Annotated in this window: 18 protein-coding genes; 5 read left to right on the top strand and 13 right to left on the bottom strand. The window is 61.3% G+C overall.

The window, feature by feature from the left end:
* Positions 1 to 45 precede the first annotated feature (45 nt).
* A complete protein-coding gene (locus HFO71_RS01860) occupies positions 46 to 915 on the top strand; it encodes a 3-deoxy-manno-octulosonate cytidylyltransferase (RefSeq protein ID WP_168259100.1) in 870 nt (289 codons plus the stop codon).
* Between the two features lie 106 nt (positions 916 to 1,021).
* Here the strand turns inward: HFO71_RS01860 and HFO71_RS01865 are convergent, their stop codons facing one another.
* A complete protein-coding gene (locus tag HFO71_RS01865) occupies positions 1,022 to 2,119 on the bottom strand; it encodes a calcium:cation antiporter (protein ID WP_131639585.1) in 1,098 nt (365 codons plus the stop codon).
* Between the two features lie 231 nt (positions 2,120 to 2,350).
* Here HFO71_RS01865 and HFO71_RS01870 point away from each other — a divergent pair, with 231 nt between their 5' ends.
* Entirely contained in the window at positions 2,351 to 2,638 is a 288-nt protein-coding gene (locus HFO71_RS01870; protein ID WP_077978879.1) for a DUF2188 domain-containing protein, read from the top strand.
* Here HFO71_RS01870 and HFO71_RS01875 read toward each other — a convergent pair.
* Positions 2,635 to 3,150 carry a GrpB family protein gene (locus HFO71_RS01875; protein WP_077978878.1) on the bottom strand — a complete coding sequence of 172 codons (516 nt, stop codon included), beginning with the start codon at positions 3,148 to 3,150 and terminating at the stop codon, positions 2,635 to 2,637. The two genes, HFO71_RS01870 and HFO71_RS01875, sit on opposite strands and share 4 nt — an antisense overlap.
* 105 nt (positions 3,151 to 3,255) lie before the next feature.
* Positions 3,256 to 4,155, bottom strand: a complete 900-nt coding sequence (locus HFO71_RS01880; RefSeq protein ID WP_221987502.1) for a LysR family transcriptional regulator — start codon at positions 4,153 to 4,155, stop codon at positions 3,256 to 3,258.
* 94 nt (positions 4,156 to 4,249) lie between these two features.
* Here HFO71_RS01880 and HFO71_RS01885 point away from each other — a divergent pair, with 94 nt between their 5' ends.
* Entirely contained in the window at positions 4,250 to 5,272 is a 1,023-nt protein-coding gene (locus HFO71_RS01885; RefSeq protein ID WP_077978876.1) for an NAD(P)H-binding protein, read from the top strand.
* Here HFO71_RS01885 and HFO71_RS01890 read toward each other — a convergent pair.
* From HFO71_RS01890 to trxB, 6 genes are all read right to left on the bottom strand, one after another.
* Positions 5,269 to 6,069 carry an aminoglycoside phosphotransferase family protein gene (locus HFO71_RS01890; protein WP_131639582.1) on the bottom strand — a complete coding sequence of 267 codons (801 nt, stop codon included), beginning with the start codon at positions 6,067 to 6,069 and terminating at the stop codon, positions 5,269 to 5,271. The genes HFO71_RS01885 and HFO71_RS01890 overlap by 4 nt on opposite strands.
* A 73-nt stretch (positions 6,070 to 6,142) precedes the next feature.
* Positions 6,143 to 7,267 (bottom strand): alkene reductase, encoded by a 1,125-nt coding sequence (locus tag HFO71_RS01895; protein ID WP_077978874.1) that lies wholly within the window; start codon positions 7,265 to 7,267, stop codon positions 6,143 to 6,145.
* Between the two features lie 25 nt (positions 7,268 to 7,292).
* On the bottom strand, positions 7,293 to 8,459 hold the full coding sequence (locus HFO71_RS01900; protein WP_077978873.1) for an MFS transporter: 1,167 nt from the start codon (positions 8,457 to 8,459) through the stop codon (positions 7,293 to 7,295).
* 1 nt (position 8,460) lies between these two features.
* Positions 8,461 to 8,754, bottom strand: a complete 294-nt coding sequence (locus HFO71_RS01905; protein WP_011652911.1) for an ArsR/SmtB family transcription factor — start codon at positions 8,752 to 8,754, stop codon at positions 8,461 to 8,463.
* Between the two features lie 554 nt (positions 8,755 to 9,308).
* Positions 9,309 to 10,205: a LysR family transcriptional regulator VtlR gene (locus tag HFO71_RS01910; protein ID WP_077978872.1), complete on the bottom strand. Its 897-nt coding sequence runs from the start codon at positions 10,203 to 10,205 to the stop codon at positions 9,309 to 9,311.
* A 22-nt stretch (positions 10,206 to 10,227) separates the two neighbouring features.
* Positions 10,228 to 11,202, bottom strand: coding sequence for a thioredoxin-disulfide reductase (gene trxB, locus HFO71_RS01915; protein ID WP_065280788.1), 975 nt, complete (start codon positions 11,200 to 11,202; stop codon positions 10,228 to 10,230).
* A 229-nt stretch (positions 11,203 to 11,431) separates the two neighbouring features.
* Between trxB and HFO71_RS01920 the strand changes: the two genes are divergently transcribed.
* Positions 11,432 to 11,899: an Lrp/AsnC family transcriptional regulator gene (locus tag HFO71_RS01920; protein WP_003541645.1), complete on the top strand. Its 468-nt coding sequence runs from the start codon at positions 11,432 to 11,434 to the stop codon at positions 11,897 to 11,899.
* Positions 11,900 to 11,931: 32 nt separating this feature from the next.
* Here HFO71_RS01920 and HFO71_RS01925 read toward each other — a convergent pair whose 3' ends face one another.
* Both HFO71_RS01925 and HFO71_RS01930 read right to left on the bottom strand, forming a co-directional pair.
* Positions 11,932 to 13,278, bottom strand: a complete 1,347-nt coding sequence (locus HFO71_RS01925; RefSeq protein ID WP_077978871.1) for a sigma-54-dependent transcriptional regulator — start codon at positions 13,276 to 13,278, stop codon at positions 11,932 to 11,934.
* A 4-nt stretch (positions 13,279 to 13,282) separates the two neighbouring features.
* Positions 13,283 to 15,151: an ATP-binding protein gene (locus HFO71_RS01930; protein ID WP_221987504.1), complete on the bottom strand. Its 1,869-nt coding sequence runs from the start codon at positions 15,149 to 15,151 to the stop codon at positions 13,283 to 13,285.
* A 225-nt stretch (positions 15,152 to 15,376) separates the two neighbouring features.
* On the opposite strand from HFO71_RS01930, the gene HFO71_RS01935 reads away from it, so the two are divergent.
* Positions 15,377 to 16,711, top strand: a complete 1,335-nt coding sequence (locus tag HFO71_RS01935; protein ID WP_168259102.1) for a dicarboxylate/amino acid:cation symporter — start codon at positions 15,377 to 15,379, stop codon at positions 16,709 to 16,711.
* A gap of 74 nt (positions 16,712 to 16,785) precedes the next feature.
* On the opposite strand, the gene HFO71_RS01940 is transcribed toward HFO71_RS01935, so the two are convergent.
* Both HFO71_RS01940 and greA read right to left on the bottom strand, forming a co-directional pair.
* Entirely contained in the window at positions 16,786 to 17,844 is a 1,059-nt protein-coding gene (locus HFO71_RS01940) for a glycosyltransferase family 4 protein (RefSeq protein ID WP_168259103.1), read from the bottom strand.
* Between the two features lie 27 nt (positions 17,845 to 17,871).
* Positions 17,872 to 18,348, bottom strand: coding sequence for a transcription elongation factor GreA (greA, locus tag HFO71_RS01945; RefSeq protein WP_012758398.1), 477 nt, complete (start codon positions 18,346 to 18,348; stop codon positions 17,872 to 17,874).
* Positions 18,349 to 18,508 lie beyond the last annotated feature (160 nt).

Genomic DNA, 18,508 nt, shown 5'->3' on the forward strand with positions numbered 1-18,508 from the left:
GGGACGGCCGAGCGCATCGTCCTTGGAAAGTGCATGTGAGCCGATATGGAAGCAATCCCTAGCGACACCCAGACCATGCCCGCCCCGGATAGTGGCTTCAATTTCCTGACGCCGGAGGCGTGGAAGGCGCTGTTGTCGCGCTATTCCCACGTCGTGCTGGTGGCAAACAGCGAAGCCGTCGATTTCGAACGGCTGCGAAGCGAATTGCCGGAGACGGCGCTCTACGTCTTTTTCAACAATGTCTACAAGGTGCTCGACGAACCCTTCGCAGGGCATGCGGTGCTGTTTGCCCGCAGCGGCGTGATGGGCGCCAATATCGTCCACCGGCACGAGGCGGCGGGTGTCCTGCGCTTCTTTGCCGGCGACGATTTTTTGGGCGTCGTCAACATTCGCGTCTCCCCGGAGGAAAATTTCAGCGAGGAGGGCCGCTTCGAAGGCGCTGAAACCCGTCACCTTGATCTGACGAAAATGCTCGTCGACCTCTATCCGGTGGGCAAGATCGCGACGAGCGGTTTTGCGGTGGCGCTGTGGCTCGCCGAGCTGCAACTGCCGGGCAAGATCCTGCTTGCCGGTTTTTCGGCGAAGAGGAGCGAGAAATGGAAGGTCTTCGACGTGCACGACTGGACGTTTGAGCAGATCTTCCTGCGTCTCTTTGCACGAATGGGCACGATCTCGATGATGGGCGGCGTGGATGCCAGCCCCTATGCGGCACTTGCCAGACGGTTTCCACAGGTGCCGCCGATCGAGATCGCGATGACGGCGGCCGAAGTCCTGTCGGAACGGCTCCACAACGCAAACAGCCAGATCGACAGGCTCATGTCCGTCACCAAATCCATCCGCGCCATCGAGGGTTTCTTCCGGCGCTTCAAGCCGAAAACCCGCAAGCAGCGTTTCCTCGAAAAGTCGAAGGAATGACTGTCGAAAGCTCTCCTCAAAAGGCGGGCTGTGAGGCCGCTCCGTAAGTTGACGTTACCGTGCGGATAACTGCTCTCCGTTCCCCCTTTCTGGGGAGACGCAGCCTTCAAAGCCCCAGCGCCGTCAGCATGACGAAGGTGGCGAAGAGGATGAAATGCGTCATGCCCTCGATGGCGTTGGTCTCGCCGTCGTTGAGGTTGATCGCGGCGGCAATCAGCGTGATCGCCACCATCACCGTCTGTACCGGGGTCATCGCCATGATGAAGGGCTGGCCGGTATAGAGCGCGATCGCCTCCATGACGGGCACCGTCAGGATGACCGTCGACAGCGAGGCGCCCATGGCGATGTTGACCGTCGCCTGCATGCGGTTCCTGAGTGCTGCCCTCAACGCGGTCAGAATCTCGGGGGCGGCCGAAATCGCCGCGACGACGACGGCGGTTACGGCGATCGGAGCGCCGCTGTCGCGCAGGCCTTCGGTCATGAAGGCCGCCATGAATTCCGCGAGCAGGCCGATAATGACGACGCCGGCGAGAATGGTGGCAATCGAGATCGCGGCCGGTGCGTCGTGGTCATGCTCATGCGGACTTTCTTTCTTCCGTTCGGAGCGCGGATAGCTGTAGCTGAAGAAATAGCTGTGCTGGCCAACCTGCATGCGCAGGAAGAGGCCATAAAGCGCGATCATCGCGACGATGGTGAAGGCGGAATAATAGTGCCATTTGTCGCTCGGCACGAATTCCGGCACGATCATCGAGATGCCCATGGCGGTGAGGATCATCACGCCGTAGGTCTTGCCGGAATTGTCGTTGTAGGGCTGTTCGCCGTGCTTGAGGCCGCCGAGCAGGGCGGCGAGGCCGAGAATGCCATTGATATCGAGCATCAGCGCCGAATAGATCGTATCGCGCACCAGCGTCGGCGAGCTCTCGCTGCTCATCATGATGGCGAGGATAATGACTTCGACGGCGACGGCCGAGAGCGTCAAGATCATCGTGCCATAGGGATCGCCGACCTTGACGGCGAGCAGCTCGGCATGATGGGCAACGCGGATCGAGGCGAGCACGATGGTGCCGACTAGGGCAGCGGCGGCAATGAGCGCGACGCCGCGCCCCATCTCGATCACCGCATGTTCCGAGAAATAAGCGATCGCTGCAACGACAAGTGCGGCGACCAGAAACTTTTCCTCTTTAAAGCGTGACGCGATCCCCAAGCCTCAGCTCCTGCCCCGATTGATGCGTTCTATCTAAGTCACTGATTTCGTATATCAAGCAAGCTCCGGTCGAGTGCCATTTGCAGTCTTCGGCGTTTAATGGAATACTGAACGTCATCGGGGCCGGAAAGCAGATCGCGGCGTCCTCGAATTCTCGTCAAGCGGCCGCGATGATCCGGATCTTTTCCGGAAGCGTGCGAATGCGCAACAAGAAGATGAGGAGACGGATGCATGATCAAGGTGGTCTACGAAGTCGTGCCGCATGACGGCGGCTGGGCCTACAGGCTGGGGGGTGTCTATTCCGAGGCATTCCCGACCCATGCCGAGGCGCTCGAAGCTGCGCGCATCGTCGCGGCCGAACAGCAGGTCGGCGGCGATTCCGCCGAGATCAGTTGGCAGGACGAGAACGGCAAATGGCATGAGGAATATGCCGAGGGCGGCGACCGGCCGGAAACCGAGGTGGTGGACGGCCAGTGGAAGGATCGCACGGCCGAGGCCTCGCGAGGCATCGGCAGCTAACCATCTCCCGCCAATGCCCGCGCGACGATCGCATCGACGAATTCGCGCTTATGCGCAGTATAGCGGTCTCCGTCCATCCTGTATTCGGCAGCCAGCCTGCGTTTGAGCGCGGCATAATCGGCCGATGCTTGCGGATGCGCGATGAGATAATCCCGGAAAGCCAGCCTGTTTCGATGCGTGCCGTTACCTTCAGGGCAAAGGTAGACCCGTTCTGCCGGCACCGAACCTTTCGATAGAAAAGCCCAGACATCGTCGTCATAGCGGTTGCCGCGCGGCTCGTAGCCTTCTGCCAGGAGCACACGTGTGGCGCCCTCGATATGCCCGAGGCCGGGAAGAACGATGTCGATATCGATAAGCGGCTTGGCTGTCATGCCCGGTATGGACGTGCTGCCGATGTGATCGATGGAGAGCGCCTGCGGCAGCAAGGCCAGCAGCCTGCCGCGGATCCGCTGGAAGGCTTGCGGCCATTGCGGATCGCAGGGCACGAGTTCGACCGGGCTGTGCGTTCTCATTTCCAGTTCCGCTGGGATGCTCGTCCGAAAGGACGCGTTAAGGAGGCTCTATCGGTTCGAAATTTGCGCATGATTCCTCCCGAAAATCGATTCTGATTTTCTGGATTATGCGCTTGTCGAATATCGGTGATAGTCCTGAAGCCCCTTGACCAATACGTCAAAGGTTGCGCGGTAGCGCGGCGAAGACTTCAAGTTCTCATGCATCGCCACCCATGTGCCGAGCGGTATGCTGAAAGCATCAGGCAGGATGTGAACAAGGTCGGGATTTTCACGCGCGAGTCCTGTCTGGCAGATGCCGATGCCAACGCCGGCACGGATTGCCGCAAGCTGGGCAAGATTGCTGTCGGTTCTGTAGGAGAATTCGATGCCGGGCACCGCATAGCGTTTCATCACCATGCGGACATAGGCCGTCTGCCGGTCGAAGCCGATGAGGCGGTGGTCTGCGAGGTCGGCCAGGGTTTGCGGCATGCCGTACCGTTCGAGATAGCGGCGATGGGCATGAAAGCCGAGGGGGAATTCGCCGATGCGGCGCACGACGAGTGCAGCCTGCTGCGGCTCGGCCATGCGCACGGCGATATCGGCCTCGCGGTTGACGAGGTCCTCGATCGCATCGGAAGCCGAGAGCTCGATCTGCAGTTCGGTATAGGTCTCCTGCAGCGGTCCGAGAATCCCCGGCAGCACTTCGACGGCGATGACTTCGCTGGCGCTAACCCTGACCGTTCCCGCCACGCGCTCGCGCTCACCGGATGCGGTGCGCAAAAGGGCGGCGGTGGTTGCCGCCAGCGTTTCGGCATAGGGCTTCAACGCAAGTGCGACGTCGGTCGGCAGCAGGCCGTTCGGCGAGCGGGTGAAAAGTTCGGCGCCGATTGCCAGTTCCAGCGCGTCGACATGGCGGCCGATGGTTGGCTGGGTTAGCCCCAGTTCGCGGGCGGCCGCCGAAAGCGACCCCTGCTGAAGCACGGTAAGAAAACTACGGTAGAAATCCCAGCTCGGCTCCGTCCTCATGCATTTTTGTATAACAGACGTATTTCTTTCGTCAATTTTGTTTATGCCACGCTGATGGCATGATCCTCTCATCCGATCGAAGGAGATGATTGTCATGAGCAGCGAAATGAAGATGACGGCCCTTATTCTCGGCGCGACAGGCGGTATCGGCGGCGCGGTTGCCCGCAAGCTGCTTGCGCGCGGCTGGCGTGTCCGGGCACTCAACCGTGACGCCGCCAAGGCGTCGAGGAGCGAGCCGGCTTTCGAATGGGTGCAGGGCGATGCGATGAATGCGGGCGACGTCCTGAGGGCGGCCGAAGGGGTCGGCCTGATCGTCCATGCCGTCAATCCGCCCGGCTATCGCGACTGGGAAACGCTGGTGCTGCCGATGCTCGACAATACCATCGCCGCTGCTCGCGCTGTCGGCGTGCGCATCGTGCTACCGGGCAACGTTTATAATTTCGGACCCGACGCCCTACGGGCGCCGACGGAAGAAAGCCCGCAGCATCCGGTGACGAAGAAGGGGACGATCCGGGTCGAAATGGAGAGGCGGCTGAAGGCCGCGTCGCAGTCCGGCGCCGGCGTCATCATCGTCAGGGCGGGGGATTTCTTCGGCCCAGGCACGACTGCCAATAGCTGGTTTTCGTCTGGTCTCGTAACCCCAGGCAAGCCGGTCGGCACGATCAGGAACCCGGGTCGACGCGGTGTCGGTCATCAATGGACCTACCTTCCAGACATGGCGGAAACCATCGCCCAACTCATCGAGCGGGCCGAACGGCTGCCGGACTTCGCTGTCTATCACATGGAGGGCTTCTGGGATGCTGATGGCATGCAGATGGCCGAAGCGATCAAGCGCGTTGCCGGCGGTAAGGCAAAGATCGGCAACTTCCCCTGGTGGTTCTTGCCGCTTGCTGCACTCTTCGTACCCGTGATGCGGGAGATCAAGGAGATGCGCTATCTCTGGAAGGTGCCGGTGCGGATGAGGAACGACAAGCTTACGGCCGAACTCGGCAAAGAGCCGCAGACACCGATCGACGAGGCGGTAAGGGCTTCGCTCGTGGCGCTTGGCTGCCTGCCCGGACCGCATCGTGACACGGCGGACGCCCTGATCGGGCACTTGTCGCGCAACGGGGGTTAGCTCTCGAGTTCAGCCAGCGCGATCCGGGCGACCGTCAGGGCCGTTTCTGCCTGCTGAATATTCGGATCGCCGAGGAACCAGGCGGCGGAAAGACCGGAATAGGCTACGATCCACTGCAGCAGCCGCTTCGGCTCCAGCTTCGCCTCCGCGGAGACGATGGCCAACTGGCGGCGGAAACGGGCGGGATCGGTGATGACAGGCAGTTCTTCGTTGGCGAAGATGTTGGCGAAATCGAAGCCGCGCTCGCCGTACAGCCGCTTCGGATCGATGGCCAGCCAGCCGCGCGCCTCGAAATCGAGGATATTGTCGTGGTGGATGTCGCCATGGAGGATGGTGAGATCACACTGATCGGCAAGGAGAACGTTTGCGATCGCCGAGCAATCGGCAAGCGTGCCGCCATGCTTGCCTGCCGCCGGCTCCAGATCACGGAACCAGCGGGTAAGGGAGATGGGATCGGGAAGCGGTTTATCGCGCGGCGCATGCAGCCGGGCCGCGGTGCGGCAGAGGATGCGGCTTGCCTCATCGTCCTCGCCGTTCATGGCCATGGCAAGCAGCGAGCGTTTTCCCGTCGCCCTTTCGAGCAGCACGGCATCGCCCTCATGGGCATACACATAGGCGGCCCCGTCCCCCTCCCACCACTGCATCAGAAGCGCGCCGTATCGTTCGTCGATATCGGCCGCCACTTTCAGCATGGCAGGCCTATCCTGCCAGAGGACCGGCAGCAGGCGACTGGAGTGGGTGATGATGGGCTCGCCGTCTGCTATGAGCGACCAGCGATCAAGATAGGGAGCAAACATGGCGGCACCCTACAAAAACCCGCCGAAGATGGAAATCCCGCCTTTCGCGGGATTCGCATTCGCGTGTGAAAGGTCAGGCGACCTTTTCGAGAATGGGATAGTCGATATAGCCCTTGCCGGTGCCACCATAGAAGGTCGACTGGTCGGGCGTGTTGAGTGGCAGGTTGTGTTCCAGGCGCTCGACGAGATCGGGATTGGCGATGAAGGGCTTGCCGAAGGCGACGAGATCGGCGCGGCCGCTTTCGACAGCGTCGATCGCCAGAGCGCGATCGTAACCATTGTTGACCATCCAGTCGGCCTTGCCGCCGGCCTTTTCATAAGTCTGGCACAGCGCCTTGTAATCGAAGGAGGGATTGTCGCCCTGCTTGTAGTCGCGGTCGCCGCCAGTCTGCCCTTCGATGACATGGATATAGGCCAGCTCGTATTTGGCCAGTCCTTCGACGACATGGCTGAAGGTCGCCTGCGGATTGGAATCGTAGCTTTCGCCTGATGGCGTCACTGGCGAGATGCGGATCGCGGTGCGGCCGGCGCCGATTTCCTTGACCACGGCATCGACGACTTCAAAGGTCAGACGGGTGCGGTTTTCGATCGAGCCGCCATATTGGTCGGTGCGGTCGTTGATACCGTCGCGGATGAACTGGTCGAGCAGGTAGCCGTTGGCGCCGTGGATCTCGACACCGTCGAAGCCGGCATCGATCGCCGCACGGGCAGCCTTGCGGTAATCCTCGATGATGCCGGGGATTTCGGCGGTTTCGAGCGCGCGCGGCTCGGAGGTGTCGGCAAAGCTGCCGGTGCCGTCGGCATTGACCAGATAGGTCTTGGCCTTGGCGATGCGGTTGGTCGAGGAAACCGGCTTGCCGTCGTTCGGCTGTAGCGTCGTGTGCGAGATACGGCCGACATGCCACATCTGGACGACGATCTTGCCACCGGCCGCGTGAACGGCGTCGGTGACGCGCTTCCAGCCGTCTAAAGCCTCTTTGCTATACAGGCCCGGCACGTTGGCATAACCCTGGCCCTGATGGGTAATCGCGGTTGCTTCGGTGATGATCAGGCCAGCGGTAGCGCGCTGACGGTAATATTCGACGTTGAGGTCGTTGGGGATTGCGCCCGGCGAGCGGTTGCGGGTGAGCGGTGCCATGACGATGCGGTTCTTGACTGAAATGTCGCCGACTTTCGTGGGTTGGAAAAGCTTGGCCATGATGGTCCTTTCTTTTGCGGGAGGATCACTCGGCAGGGGCGAGGGCGGCCCGGCCCCTGGCGGAGAGATAGGTGAGCGCCGTCGCGCCGAGGCCGATCAGGGCCATCAAGGCCGCGGCGAGCGGAACGCGGGTGAGATCGAAGCCAGCGTCGATGACCAGGCCGCCCACCCAGGCGCCGAGCGCATTGCCGGTATTGAAGGCGCCAATGTTGATCGTCGAGACGAGGTTTGGTGCGTCCTTGCCGAAGCCGACGACGCCGACCTGAAGCGCCGGTACGGCGGCAAAGCTTGCCATTGCCCAAAGGAAGAGGGTGATTTCGGCCGGGATGAAGAAGCGGCTCGTATAGCTGAAGGCGATCGAAGTGATGGCGATCGCGGCGAAGACGCCGGCAAGCGTTGCGCCGAGCCGCCAGTCGGCAAGCTTGCCGCCGACGAGGTTGCCGATGGTCAGCCCGATGCCGATCAGGAACAGCGTCCAGGTGACGCCTTCCGGTGACACGCCGGTGACGTCGCGCAGCAGCGGCGCGATATAGGTGAAGAGGGCGAACATCGAGGCGGCGAAGAAGACGGTGGTGGAGAGTGCCAGCCACAGGCCGCCATTCCTGAGTGCTGCGATCTCGCGCAGGATGCTGCCGTTTTCTTGCTGCTTGTCCCTGGGTAGGATGGCGATCAGGCCGAGAATGGTGACGAAACCGATGACGGTGACGACGCCGAAGGTGGCGCGCCAGCCATAGGCTTGGCCGATCGCAGTGCCGATCGGCACGCCGAGAACATTGGCAAGTGTCAGGCCGGTAAACATCAACGCGACGGCGCGGGCCTTGCGGTCTTCGGCAACGAGGCCGGCGGCGACCACGGAGCCGATGCCGAAGAATGCGCCATGGCAAAGTGCAGTCACGACGCGAGCAATCATCAGCACCCAGTAGTCGCTCGCCAGAGCGCAAAGCAGGTTGCCGGCGATGAAGAAGGCCATCAGCGCAATCAGGGCGGTGCGGCGCTTCAGCTTCGCAGTCGAAATCGCCATCACAGGGGCGCCGATGGCGACCGCCAGGGCGTAACCGGTCACCAGCCACCCGGCCTGCGGGATGCTGACTGAGAGATCGGCGGCGACCTCCGGCAACAGACCCATGATGACGAATTCGGTGGTGCCTATCGCAAACGAGCTTAAGGCTAGAACGACGAGGGCGAGGGGCATTCTAAAGGTCCTGCGTCAGTTGCTTGAGGAAGGCGGCGATGGTTTCTTCGTTGCGCTTGTAAAAGATCCACTGGCCGACGCGTTTGGTGGTAACCAGGCCTGCACGATGCAGCGTGCCGAGATGGGCCGAGACCGTCGACTGCGACAGGCCGCAGCGCTCGAACTGGCTGGCGCAGACGCCCATTTCGAAAGGATGTTCCTGCGAGGGGAAATGCTCCTCGGGATTTTTCAGCCAGTTCAGAATGTCCATCCGGGTGGGATGGGCGAGCGCCTTGATAATTTCGTCTTTGTCCATCGTCTTTCGCCGAACTGTAAATCGTGTCTGGCCGATATATCGATCGTCAGACTTCGATATGCAAATCACGGAGGCGTGAGGCGATGGATTTTATTGAATGAGCAAATTTTGGGCAAAAAAAGAGGGCCACCGGAAAACCAGGGCCCTTATAATTGTGAAGGTCAAAAAACCTCCAGAGGGGAACAGCTAATGCGGTGGTACTGGGAGAGAAACCACAAGATGCATCAGCTGAGAGGGATATGGTGCTTCCTTGAGCAGGTTTCAATGCTTTTTTGTGCATGTCTGCTATGCGCCGCACAAATTTTTTGCGGTGCGGCATTTCGCTGAGGAAGAAAGGCAAAAAAAGAGGGCCACTGGAAAACCAGGGCCCTTATAAGTGTGAAGGTCAAAAACCTCCAGAGGGGAACAGCTAATGCGGTGGAACTGGGAGGAAAAGCCACCATGTGCATCAGCTATGAGCGATATGGTGGTTTATTGGGCAAACGGCAACCCTCATTTGCGCATGCCAGTCATGCGTGTACTGCATAGTAGCCGATTTATCAATAAAACCAGGCTCAAAAGTTCCAGTTTCTGGCTTTGCTGACGATGAAATCGCGAAAGGCTTTCAGCTTGGCGGCGTTCTTGATCTCGTCGGGATAGCAGAAATAGGTGTCGAAGGAGGGGACGTCGGCATTGATTGCCAGCTGAATCAGGCCTGGGTCGCGGCCGACGATGTAATCCGGCAGGCAGGCGACGCCGATGCCGAGCAGGGCGGCGCGCTTGATCGAGGTCTGGCTGTTGATCTGGAGATGCGGAACACGCTTGTTGTCGGACGAGCGGCCGGCGACCTCAAGCCAGTTGACATCGAGCAGGTAGCTTGGCGCCGGCTCGCCGAAGGTGATGATACGGTGATTGTCGAGATCCTCGACCTTCTGCGGCTCGCCGTGGCGGTTGATGTAGGACGGAGCCGCATAGACGTGCATATGCACGGTGAAGAGCTTGCGCTGGATGAGGTCGGATTGCTGCGGCTGGCGCAGGCGGATCGCGCAGTCGGCATGACGCATGTTCACATCCACTTCCTCATTGTCGAGGATCAGCTGGATCTGCACATCGGGATAGAGCTGCAGGAATTCCTGGATCTTGTCGGTCAGCCAGCCCTGGCCGAGGCCGACCGTCGTGGTGACGCGCAGCTTGCCGGATGGCGTCTCGGTCGTTTCGGTGAGCTGCATCTTCACGGTTTCGAGCTTCAGCAGCACGTCATGGGCGGTGCGGTAAAGCAGCTCGCCCTGTTCCGTCAGAATCAGGCCACGCGCATGGCGGTGAAACAGCTTGGTGCCGACATCCTGCTCCAGCGCGCTGACCTGGCGGCTGATGGCGGATTGGGACAGATGCAGTTTATCCGCCGCATGCGTGAACGAACCCGCCTCGGCAGCTGCGTGAAAAATACGCAGCTTGTCCCAATCCAATGGCATTCCCCCACCCCTCATGCCGATCTTACTCCGCGGCCACGGCGACGGGCATGTGGCCCGTCAGATATCGCTCGGCTTCAAGTGCAGCCATGCACCCCAGGCCGGCGGCAGTGATCGCCTGGCGGAACGTATCATCCGTCACGTCGCCCGCGGCATAGACGCCGTCCAGGCTGGTCGCAGTCGAATCCGGCGCGGTCCAGAGATAACCATTGTCCTTCAGCTTCAGCTTGTCCTTGAAGAGCTCGGTGGCGGGCGCATGGCCGATAGCGACGAAGACGCCATCGATCACCATCTCGGTGATCGTGCCGGTTCTGACGTCGCGCAGGCGCGCTCCGGATACGGATTGCGGCATCGGCGGCTTGGCCGGCGTGCCGGTAATCTCAGCCACTTCGGTATTCCATAGAACCTTGATATTGTCCTTGGAGAACAGGCGTTCCTGCAGGATCTTCTCGGCTCGGAAGAAGTCGCGGCGGTGCACTAATGTGACCGACTTGGCGATGTTGGAGAGATAGAGCGCCTCCTCGACGGCGCTGTTGCCGCCGCCAACCACGATCACATCCTTGTTGCGATAGAAGAAACCGTCGCAAGTGGCGCAGGCCGAAACGCCGAAGCCCTGGAAATGCTGCTCGCTCTCGATGCCGAGCCATTTGGCCTTGGCGCCGGTGGCAATGATCAGCGTATCGGCGGTCCAGACCTGGCCGCTGTCGGTGCGGGCGACGAAGGGGCGCTGGTTCATGTCGACTTCGGTCACGAGGTCGTTGACGATCTCAGCGCCGACATGTTTTGCCTGCTGCAGCATCTGTTCCATCAACCAGGGACCCTGGATCGGATCGGCAAAGCCCGGATAGTTCTCGACATCGGTGGTGATCATCAACTGGCCGCCCTGTTCGAGACCGGCGATCAAAACCGGTTTCAGCATGGCGCGCGCGGCATAGACCGCGGCAGTATAGCCTGCAGGTCCGGAACCGATGATGAGCACCTTGGTATGGCGGGCGGGCATGTCATTTCCTTTCGACTGGCAGGAGGGCGGCGGCTAGATAGCGATTGCGGCCGTTTCGCGTCCCTGCGCCATTTATGAACGTCCAATGCTTTTATTCAAGGGCAGCCTTGCGTTACCAACAAGGCAAATCGCCCGATGTGCAAGAATCCGTCATCGGCGTGAAACTTTCTTGCGTATTCCGCGGCTTTATATAGAAGCTCCCCGCGGAGAATTAAAGAAAGGCAATGATGTGGGTCGTGCGGAACTCGACGTCATCGATATAAAGATCCTCCGGGAGCTGCAGGCCGATGGCCGCATGACCAATGTGGAGCTTGCCGATCGGGTCGGCATCTCGGCGCCGCCTTGCCTGCGCCGGGTGCGCAAGCTCGAGGAAGCCGGCATCATCGAGGGCTATCACGCGATGCTGAACAGCCCGAAGCTCGGCTTCGACCTCGTCGCTTTCTGCATGGTCGGCCTCAAGCACCAGTCGGAAGGCAATCTCAAGGCCTTCGCCGCCGCCACCGCCGAATGGCCGCTGGTGCGCCAAGCCTGGATGGTCTCCGGCGACAGCGATTTCCTGCTGCATTGCGTGGCGGAGAACCTCACACGTTTCCAGGATTTCGTCATTGAGGTACTGACGGCGAACGAACATGTCGATACCGTGCGCACCATGTTGACGATCCGGCAGGTGAAGAAGCTGGGACTGGTGGAGGTCTAACACCACCTCGGTAGAGCAAACGCCATCGCCAATTACTTGCGTGATATATAGCCTCCCCGATTTATTCCGTGGCGCTGGAGTTTGTCGTAAAACGTCTTTCTCGGAATGCCGAGCGCCTCGATGGTGCGGCGGACGTCGCCGCCATTGGCCGACAGCGCGTCGCGAATGATCTCCGCCTCGTAGCGCTCCAGCCGTTCGGGAAGCGTCGCATCCGTCGGCTGCGGAGCGACCGCTGCCGTTCCTCCGCCTTCCACGCCAAGCACCACGCGTTCGGCATAATGCGAGAGTTCGCGGACATTGCCCGGCCATGGGTGCGAGGCGAGATGCCGCCGCACATCCGGTGAAAGCGGCGGGACATCGCGACGGAAGCGCTCGGCGGCGCGAGCGGCGAAGTGGGAAAACAGCAGCGGAATATCGTCGCGGCGTTCTCTCAGCGGCGGAATGGAGATCGTCACGACATTCAGCCTGTAATAGAGATCCTCACGAAAATCGCCGCGCACCGCGGGATCCCCAAGGTCGATCTTGGCCGCCGCGACGACGCGAAGATCGACCGGACGCACCTCATTGGTGCCAAGCGGCGTGATCTCACGCATCTCCAGCACCCTCAGCATCTTGACCTGGGTGGCGGCCGGCATGCTTTCGATCTCGTCGAGGAAAAGCGTGCCGCCGCTTGCATGTTCGATGCGGCCCGTGCGGCGCTTCTGGGCGCCGGTAAAGGCGCCGGCCTCGTGGCCGAACAGTTCGCTTTCGATGACGGTTTCGGGCAGGGCGCCACAGTTTAGCGCCACGAAATTGCCCTTCCTGCGGTGGCTCCACTGATGCAAGAGCTGGGCAACCACTTCCTTGCCGCTGCCCGTTTCGCCGGCGACGAGCACGTCCACATCGGTATCGGCGATATGGCGAAGAATCTTTCTGAGGTTTTCCATGACAGGCGTCTGGCCGATCAGCGGCAAATTCTCCTGCGCATCTTCGGCTGCCTTCCGCAGCATGCGGTTCTCCAGAACAAGCCGCCGCTTCTCGCTTGCGCGACGCACGCTCTGGACCAGCCGATCGGCTGCGAAGGGCTTGGCGATGAAATCATAGGCGCCGTCCTGGATCGCCTGAACGGCCATGGGAATGTCGCCGTGGCCGGTCATCAAGATCACCGGCAGGTCGACATCCATGCCCTGAAGCGTGGCGAAGAGCTGCAGTCCGTCGATCTCCGGCATGCGGATATCGGTGACGACGGGGCCGGCAAAGTCCGCCGGCAGATCCGCCAGCGCGGCTTTCGCACCGTCATAGGCGGAAACGGAAAATCCGGCGAGTTCGAGCGTCTGGGCGGTGGCGCGGCGAAGGTCCTTGTCGTCGTCGATCAGCGCAACAGGCATCAGTGTGTTCATGACCTCAAGCCTTCCTCAGCTGAACGATGAACCGGGTACCGCCGCTGTCGCTTAAAACCTCCATCCGGCCGCCATAGTCGCCGATGATATCCTTGGAGATCACCAGGCCGAGGCCGAGGCCGCTTTCCTTCGAGGTGTTGAACGGCGTGAACAAGCCCTTGCGGATTTCCGGCGGGATGCCGGGACCGTTGTCGGCGACCGTCACCGTTATCATCCCTGCATCGGTGGATGTTCTGACCTCGACGCGACCCTCTCCGGCCTTCGGCGCCACCGCCTCGAGGGCGTTTTGAAGCAGGTTGATGAGCACCTGCTCGAGACGAATCCGGTTTCCCATCACCTGCAGTTCGTCGGGCGGCAGGTCGATGTCGAGCGTATCCATGCGGCCGGCAAACCGGCTGCGCAACAGCATCACCGCGCCCTCGATGACGTCCTTCAATCCGGTTGGTTCGGCGTTGCCTCGGCCTTTGCGGGCAAAGGTCTTCAGCTCCTCGGTGATCGAACCTATGCGCTCCGTCAGCGCCGCGATGCTTTCGAGGTTTTCGCCGGCGGGCGCCGTCTGGCCGCGATTGAGGAAGGTGCGGGCGTTATCCGCATAGGCACGAATGGTTGCCACCGGCTGGTTGATCTCATGGGCGACGCCGGCTGCCACCTGACCCAGGATGGCCAGTCGGTTGGCCTGCACCAGATCCTGCTGCACCGCCTGCAATTTCTGCTCAGTGCTCTTGTGGCCGACGATTTCAGCCTGCAGCCGGTCCCGCGCCTGGCTCAGATCCAGCGTCCGCTCGGCGACGCGCCGTTCCAGTTCCTCCCGAGCCCGCTGTTCGCTGGAGATTCGCAGGCTGATCACATGGCGACGGCGCAACAGGAAGGCTGCTCCGGCCAGCAGCGGCAGGAGTATCAGCAATGCCAGCATGCGGGCTTCACGAATCCCCGCATCGACGGATGGTCCGAGTGCGACGAGATGCTGCAAATGCCAACCGGTCGCCGGCACCGACGTTGCGACATCGAGAAACCTGGTTTTCCCGGCATCGCCGGGCATGACGATCCCGACGACATCGAGCCCGTCACCGAGGTCTCGAACCATGTCGAGCGGCAGGGGTTGAAGCGGCGCATCGCCGAATTGAAGGCTTTCGCGGATCGCCGTGAGCCGGTCCCCGGCGACCCGGCCGATCGTCATGAACCGCCATGACGGAATACTGGTGATGAGGACAATGCCGCGCTCGTCAACGACGTAGGACGGGGTGTTGGAGGCATTCCAATCCGCCTCGACGTCGTCGAATTCGACCTTGACCACGACGACGCCCAGCAGGCCATTGCTGCCCGAAATCCGCTGGGAGATATAGAGGCCCGGTTTCTTGCTGACCGTGCCGAGCGCGAAGTGCTCGGCCTGTCCTCGTTCCACCGCCCCCTGAAAATACTCGCGGAAACGATAGTCGTTGCCGACGAAACTCGTCGGCTCGCGCCAGTTGCTGGCCGAAACCGCCATGCCGTCCTTGTCGATGACATAGATGACGGCGGCCTTCGTGCCCACCGCCAAATTTTCCAGCTTCTGACTGAGCCGCTCGAACGCGCCGGCATCGTTTCCTGCTAGTGCGGCGGCGAGTGCCGCGTCCTGCGACAGCACGAAGGGAAGCGCCCGATATTTTTCGAGAACCGTGCGCAGCAATGCAGCATTCAGCCTCGCATCCATGCGGGCCTGTTCCTCGAGAGCAGCCTCCGCCCGGAGCCGACCGATCTCGCCGCTGGCCCAAAGGCTTGCGACGACAGCGAGGAGGGCGAGCACGGCATAGACCCACCACATCCGCCGGATGCGGTGCTTCAGGGGCAGGGAAGGCCACAATTTCTGCGACACGGACATGGCGGATTTGTGCATTTTTCTGCACGAAACGCAAATGGATTTGTGCGGATTTCCGCATTGCTTAATGAGGCATCAGAAGCTCCGTAATTTTGTTTATAATGAATTCAATATGTTACTTTGTCGGTGCAAAACTGGCACGGCGATTGCGAAGAACGTGGCAACAACGGCTGAGCTGTTGGACTTTAAGCGAACGGCTCGGGAGGCCGGAGTTCGTTCCGGACGAGCCATTAGGAGGACATCATGATCGCAGCATCACTCGACGCAGTCGCAGGCAGCAAGGGCAAGAAGCCCTTTTATACCCATCTATACGTTCAGGTTCTCGCCGCCATCGCCGCCGGTATCCTGCTCGGGCATTTCTATCCCGAATTCGGCACCCAGCTGAAGCCGCTCGGCGATGCCTTCATCAAGCTCGTCAAGATGATCATCGCGCCGGTCATCTTTCTCACGGTTGCGACCGGCATTGCCGGCATGAGCGATCTGCAGAAGGTCGGCCGCGTCGCTGGCAAGGCAATGCTCTATTTCCTGACATTCTCGACATTGGCGCTCATCATTGGCCTGATCGTCGCCAATGTCGTTCAGCCCGGCGCCGGCATGAACATCGATCCGGCCTCGCTGGATCCGGCCGCCGTTGCCACTTTTGCCGCGAAAGCGCATGAGCAGAGCATCGTTGGCTTCCTGACCAACATCATTCCGACGACGATTGTCGGCGCTTTTGCCGATGGCGACATTCTGCAGGTGTTGTTCTTCTCGGTGCTCTTCGGCATCGCACTCGCCATGGTCGGCGAAAAGAGCGAACCGGTCGTCAACTTCCTCAATGCCCTGACGGCGCCCGTGTTCAAGCTCGTCGCCATCCTCATGAAGGCTGCCCCGATCGGCGCCTTCGGCGCCATGGCATTCACCATCGGCAAGTACGGCGTCGGGTCGATCGCCAACCTCGCCATGCTGATCGGCACCTTCTACGTCACGTCTCTGCTCTTCGTCTTCATCGTTCTCGGCGCAGTCGCCCGCTACAACGGCTTCTCGATCGTGACGCTGCTGCGCTACATCAAGGAAGAGCTGCTGCTGGTCCTCGGTACCTCGTCTTCGGAGGCAGCACTTCCGGGACTGATGAACAAGATGGAAAAGGCCGGCTGCAAGCGCTCGGTCGTCGGCCTCGTCATCCCCACAGGTTATTCCTTCAATCTTGACGGCACCAATATCTACATGACGCTGGCAGCGCTGTTCATTGCCCAGGCAACCGGCATTCAGCTTTCCTGGGGTGACCAGATCCTGCTGCTGCTGGTGGCGATGCTGAGCTCCAAGGGTGCCGCAGGCATCACCGGCGCCGGTTTCATCACGCTTGCCGCGACGCTCTCCGTGGTGCCATCCGTGCCTGTCGCCGGCATGGCGCTCATCCTCGGCATCGACCGCTTCATGTCGGAATGCCGGGCACTGACCAACCTCGTCGGCAATGCGGTTGCGACGATCGTCGTGGCACGTTGGGAAAACGAGCTGGACACGGTGCAGCTCGCCGCCGCACTGGGCGGCCAGACCGGCGAGAGTGCTCCCGCCGCCGGGCTTCAGCCGGCTGAATAACTGACCGCACTGTCCCGCAGTCCTAAAATTCCTGAAACGGCCCGCTATCCGGCGGGCCGTTTTTCTTTTCCGCTTTAGCCGCGGTTGCCGCCGAGAAGGCTGTTGTAAACGGCGCCGATCGCACTTGCTTCCTTCTCCAGCGCAAAATTCGCCCTGACATGTCGCAGCGCATTCTCGCCATGCGCGATCGCCAGAGCGGGATCTGCGATATAGGGCGCGATTGCCCGCGTCAGCGCCTCGCCATCGCCGCCAGCGACGACCGAGCCCGTCTCACCCGTCACGATGAGCTCGGCATAGGCGCCGGCGTCCGATGCCACCACCGCCGTGCGCGAGGCCATGGCTTCGAGCGGCGTCAGGCCGAAACCCTCGTTGCGGGAAGGGGCGACGTAAAGCGTCAGGCGGCGATACCAGACTTTGATGTCAGGCACTTCGCCGAGGAAGAGGATACGGTCGCTGAGCCCGGCGGCCGCGACATCCGTTTTAAGTTTGTCGCCAAATGTCGTGTGCTCGGCCGTCACCCGGCCGGAGACGACCGCCGTCCACTCGGGGTGCTGCGGCAGCAGTTCGATCATCGCCTGGACGAAAAGATCGGTGCCCTTCTGATGGCGCACGCGGCCGAAGCAGCCGATGAGATGGCGGCCCGGCAGGCCGGTGGCGGCGATGCCGTCCTCCGCAGTTTCCGGCGGATGGAACAAGGCAAGATCGACGCCGTGCTGGATCACCGCGTGCGGCACGTCGAGGAACGAGCCGGATCGATCGCTGGTCGCGATGACGGCGTCCATGCGACGGATCAGCCATTTCGTATAGGCGGTGTGGCGGCGTTGCGCGGCCGAGGTGAAGAGAAGCTTCAGCGGCATACGCAACAGATGGCGCAGCAGGATGCCGACGGCCATCTCGTTGTTGCGGCGGGCGTGCCAGACACGCTGGCGCCGGCGCGCCGGCGGGCGCCAGAGGCCGAGGAGCTGCCGTCCCTTAAGTTTCGGCAGGTCTTCCGGCAGGCCGGGGCCGAGTGTCGCGATCTTGATGCCGAGCCGGATCTGGCACGGGATGAGCTGGACGATGGTCGACGTGACGCCGGAGAGCCGGCGCTTGAAATTGGGCGCGATAATCTCGACGTCACGAATATCCGGCAAGGGAGGGGGCTCGCGGCTGGCGGGCGATCAGCCCCAGGAAACCTGAAGGATTTCGTAGGCCTTGGAGCCGCCGGGCGCATTGACCTCGATGGAATCGCCGACTTCCTTGCCAATCAGAGCACGGGCGATCGGCGAAGAGATGGAGATGCGGCCGGCCTTGACGTCGGCTTCCTGGTCGCCGACGATCTGGTAGGTCTTTTCTTCGTCGGTGTCCTCGTCGATTAGCTTCACCTTGGCGCCGAACTTGATCTTGTCGCCCGACATCTTCGTGAGGTCGATGACCTCGGCGCGCGCCGTCAGGTCTTCCAGCTCGCTGATGCGGCCTTCATTATGGCTCTGAGCTTCCTTGGCGGCGTGGTATTCGGCGTTTTCGGAAAGGTCGCCATGGGCACGGGCTTCGGCGATAGCCTCGATGATTCGAGGGCGCTCCTCCTGCTGACGCCAGCGCAGCTCTTCCTGCAGCTTGACGAAACCGCCCGGTGTCATCGGTACCTTTTCAACCATTTTTCTGTCCTTCAATCCTCGTATCCGCACAATCAGCGGCGAACACAAAAGAAAACAGGTCCCGAAGGGGAGCTTCGGAACCGTGCCACAATCTTAGTCGGACGCTTATAGCAGATCGCCAAGGCCGATTTCCAGAAAATTCGCATAAAAGAAACGCGCC

It is taken from the genome of Rhizobium laguerreae (assembly GCF_019778565.1).
Classification (GTDB): Bacteria; Pseudomonadota; Alphaproteobacteria; order Rhizobiales; family Rhizobiaceae; genus Rhizobium; species Rhizobium laguerreae.